This is a genomic window from Halolamina salina (assembly GCF_042678005.1).
GTDB classification, from domain to species: domain Archaea; phylum Halobacteriota; class Halobacteria; order Halobacteriales; family Haloferacaceae; genus Halolamina; species Halolamina salina.
In genome coordinates this window covers 30,098-33,907 of record NZ_JBHUDH010000130.1, presented here as the reverse complement: position 1 = coordinate 33,907, position 3,810 = coordinate 30,098, and the positions used below count along the sequence as shown (strand labels likewise).

Here is a 3,810-nt window from a genome sequence, read left to right as displayed (position 1 = left end):
CGGGCGTCGACGGGGAGGTGCTCGTCGCCGCGGGGCGCAACCGCGGGGCGTCGATCGACTGACGGTTCCGGACCGCCGCCGACACGGGAACCCTTTATACGGCCGGCGTCCCCTCGAAGGGCTATGGAGCGGCTACCGCTGGGCGTCGCGCGCATCGACAGCATCCTCCGCGGCGGGGCGCCGCCGGGGAGCACCCTGCTCGCGGCCGGGGAGTCCGGGGCGGGCGCCCGGGAGTTCGCCCACACCGCGGCGGCGATGAACGCGCTGTACGACGCCGACCCGGAGCTGTTCGACCTCTACTACGGCGACCTGCCCGAGCGGTCGGTCGTCCCGCCGGAGGTCCACTACGTCTCCTTCACCGCCGACAGCGACGAGATCGCCCGCGAGATGCAGCACTCGATGGACGACGACATCGTGGAGGCCGCGACCGAGCGCATGCAGTTCCGCGACCTCTCGCCGGAGTACTTCCAGCTCTCGCCGATCCCGCGGGAGTGGTACATGGGCGAGGCCCAGACGATCGAGGACCTCGGCAAGGCCGAGGGGACCGACGACGTGCTCGGCGCGCTCGGGGACTACCTCAACGAGAACGCCGCGGGCAACCTCGTCGTGCTCGACTCGATCTCGGACCTCGTCGGCGCGATGGGCGAGGACGTGGAGTGGAGCGACATCACGACGCTGCTCCGCGGACTCACGAAGGCCTCCCACACCTGGGACGGCCTGATAATCATGATCGTCAACCGCGACGCGATCACCCGCACGGAGTTCGGGCAGTTGATGGACGCCTCCGAGGGCACCTTCGAGTTCTCGTGGGAGTCCGGCGGCTCACAGCGCGCCCGGACGATGGTGGTCCGGCAGTTCCGCGGCGTGCTCTCCCAACTGGAGGCGGAGAACATCGTCCGCTTCGAGACCGAGATCCACGAGGGCGGCTTCGACGTGAGCGACGTGCGGAAGATCCGTTAGTACCGCTCGTACCCCTCGGTGTCGAGGTAGTTGTGCGCGACGGTGATCGTGTGGTCGGCGTGGAGTAGCTCCGGCCCCACTCGTACCCGCTGGTCGGCGTTCTCCGCCAGCAGTTCCGCCTCCGCCGCCGCGAAGTCGTGGTGATCCGAGAGCACGAACAGCGGGTCCTCGGGCGGTTCGACTTCGGGGAGCGGCTCGCCGTCCTCGTGGAGTTGGACGACCGTCGCGTCCCGGGCGACGCGGTCGAACGTCGCCTCGACGCCCATCCGGTAGAGCGAGACGCCCGGGCTGGTCTCGACGGGCTGGTGGCCGATCGCCTCCTGTTTCTCCTCGAGCGCACCGCGGATCAGCGCTGCCGTCGAGCGCTCGTCGGGGTTGAGCCGGCGGAGGTCGGCGCCGTCGAAGCTGACGGTGTACTCGTCGCTCAGGACGAGGTGGACTTTGACCTCCTCGCGCAGGTCGTGTGAGAGGAAGAACGCGGCGTTGACACAGCGACACAGCACGTCCAGCCGGCCGGCGCCGCCGGCGATGTCGTCGAGCGAGAACGACGGCTCGGTCGGCGCGTCGTGGCCGACGACGAGGAACTGGCGCATATCGGGCGTCGGCGGGCTGTCCGTGAATCGCTTACGTTTGGCTCCGACGGGGGCCGGCGACGGTCGGCCGGCTTCGGTTCAGTACCCCTGTGCGTTCCCGTCCTTCCGTGGCTCGGTCGCGCCCGAGAGCGTGCCGTCCTCGTTCCGGACGATCTGGGCGCCGCCGAACAGGCCGGGGTAGAGCACCTGCACCTCGTGGCCCTTGCGGGTGAGCTTCGTCAGCAGTTCGTTGTCGGCGTCCATGCGCTCTTCGACCGCCAGCGAGCCGTCCTCGCGGTAGCGCCAGCGCGGCAGGTCAAGCGCCGCCTGCAACGGCAGGTCGTAGTCGACGATGTTCGAGATCACCTGCAGGTGGCCCTGGGGCTGCATGAACCCGCCCATCACGCCGAAGGCGGCCCAGTCCTCCTTCTCGTCGTCGTCGGCCGCGAAGTCCGCGATCGCGGGCACCAGCGTGTGGAACGGGCGCTTGCCGGGTTCGATGCGGTTGGGGTGGTCCGGATCGAGCGAGAACGACGAGCCGCGGTTCTGGAGCGCGATCCCCGTATCGCCCGCGACCAGCCCCGAGCCGAAGCCGGCGAAGCGGGAGTTGATGAACGAGACGACGTTCCCCTCGTCGTCGGCGACACAGAGGAGGACGGTGTCGGCGTCCTCGGCGTTGCTCCCCTCGACGCCGAAGCTCACGTCGTGGTTCGCCTCCTCGCCGATCAGTTCGGCGCGCTCTCTCGCCCACTCCTTCGAGCCCAGCGGCGGGTGGTCCTCGTACTCGGGGTCGGTGATGTAGTGGTGGCCGTCAGCGAACGCGACCTTCATCGCCTCCGCGAAGTAGTGGACGCGCTCGGGGCTGTCGAGGTCGTACTCGCCGGCGCCGATCTCCTCGGCGACGTTGAGCGCCTCCAGCGCGATCAGCCCCTGATTGTTCGGCGGGAGCTCGTAGATCTCGGCGCCGTTGTACGTCGTCGACACCGGATCGAGCAGTTCTGGCTCGAAGTCGGCGAGGTCCTCGGTCGTCATGAAGCCGCCCTTCGACTGCACCTCCTCGGCGATCTTCTCGGCGATCTCGCCCTCGTAGAACGCGTCGGCGCCCTCCTCGGCGATGGTCCGGAGGGACTCGCCGAGCCGGGGGAGCGTGACCTCCTGTCCCGTGCTCGGCGCCTCGCCGTCGAACAGGTACGCCTCGCGGGCGTGCTCGTCGGTGAACAGCTCCTCGGCGTGCTGCCACTGCGCCGAGACGACCTCGGAGACGGGGTAGCCCTCGGTCGCGTAGCGGATCGCCGGCTGGAGCAGTTCACCCAGCCCCTTGTTGCCGAACTCCTCGGCGGTGAGCTCCCAGCCACGCGCGGTGCCCGGGACGGTCACGGCCTGCGCGCCGGTCATCGGCATCTCGGTCTCCTCGGGGTCGATGTCCTCGTCGGACTCCGCGGCGACGGCCTCGCGGACGTTCTCGAGGGTCGCGTCGGCGGGCGCGCCCCCGCAGGAGCGCATCGCGCCAACCTCGCCGTCGGCGGTCTTGTACAGCGCGAACACGTCGCCGCCCAGCCCAGTCGAGGTAGGCTCGACGACGTTCAGCGCGGCCGCGGTCGCCACCGCGGCGTCGAACGCGTTGCCGCCGTCACGCAGCACGGAGATCCCCGCCTGCGAGGCGAGGGGCTGGCTGGTGGCGACGACGCCCTCCGCGCCGTAGACGGTCGAGCGGCGCGAAGTGAATCGATCGAGGTCCGGCTCTGACATATCCGGGGGGATGGGTCGAGGGGGGTAAAGTACCTCCCCAAATAGATTCGGTGCGGGTCTTTTTCACTCCGCAACACACGCTCTACCCATGACGTTCTCCGTCTGTACACGCGTCCCGTCGGCCGACCACGACGCCGGCGACGGGCCAGCCTTCGCCGTCGCGGTCGCGACCGACGCTCCCGCCGTGGGGGCGCTCTGTCCCTACGTCAGCCACGAGGGGGCGGTCGCGACCCAGAGCTTCGTCAACGTCCGACTCGGCCGGCGGGGGATCGACCTCCTGCCGGACCTCGCGGTCGACGACGCGCTGCCGGGGCTACTCGAACAGGACGAGCACAGCGAACTCCGACAGCTCCACGGCGTCGACCGCCGGGGCAACGAGTTCGCGTTCACGGGCGCGGACTGCGACGAGTGGTGTGGCCACGAGGTTCGCGAGGGGATCACCGCGGCGGGCAACATGCTCGCGACGGGCGACACCCTGCCCGCCGTCATCGACGCGTTCGAGGCCGCCGCCGGCCGGATCGGCGACCGA

The 3,810-nt window shown here is 69.9% G+C and carries 4 protein-coding genes; 2 read left to right on the top strand and 2 right to left on the bottom strand.

Features of this window, described 5'->3' with window-relative positions:
- Positions 1–123: 123 nt before the first annotated feature.
- Positions 124–960: an RAD55 family ATPase gene (locus ACFR9S_RS11435; protein ID WP_379818701.1), complete on the top strand. Its 837-nt coding sequence runs from the start codon at positions 124–126 to the stop codon at positions 958–960.
- On the opposite strand, the gene trmY is transcribed toward ACFR9S_RS11435, so the two are convergent.
- Together trmY and ggt are read right to left on the bottom strand one after the other, a co-directional pair.
- Positions 957–1,553 carry a tRNA (pseudouridine(54)-N(1))-methyltransferase TrmY gene (gene trmY, locus ACFR9S_RS11430; RefSeq protein WP_379732333.1) on the bottom strand — a complete coding sequence of 199 codons (597 nt, stop codon included), beginning with the start codon at positions 1,551–1,553 and terminating at the stop codon, positions 957–959. The two genes, ACFR9S_RS11435 and trmY, sit on opposite strands and share 4 nt — an antisense overlap.
- 78 nt (positions 1,554–1,631) lie before the next feature.
- Positions 1,632–3,281: a gamma-glutamyltransferase gene (gene ggt / locus ACFR9S_RS11425; RefSeq protein WP_379818699.1), complete on the bottom strand. Its 1,650-nt coding sequence runs from the start codon at positions 3,279–3,281 to the stop codon at positions 1,632–1,634.
- Positions 3,282–3,369: 88 nt separating this feature from the next.
- Here ggt and ACFR9S_RS11420 point away from each other — a divergent pair.
- Positions 3,370–3,810 (top strand): DUF1028 domain-containing protein (locus ACFR9S_RS11420; RefSeq protein WP_379818697.1); only part of this gene is annotated, 441 nt, incomplete at its 3' end.

Excerpts from the sequence above, each read along its gene's own strand:
- ACFR9S_RS11435 (WP_379818701.1), top strand. The coding sequence starts at position 124 with ATGGAGCGGCTACCGCTGGGCGTCGCGCGCATCGACAGCATCCTCCGC.
- trmY (WP_379732333.1), bottom strand. The coding sequence starts at position 1,553 with ATGCGCCAGTTCCTCGTCGTCGGCCACGACGCGCCGACCGAGCCGTCG.
- ggt (WP_379818699.1), bottom strand. The coding sequence starts at position 3,281 with ATGTCAGAGCCGGACCTCGATCGATTCACTTCGCGCCGCTCGACCGTC.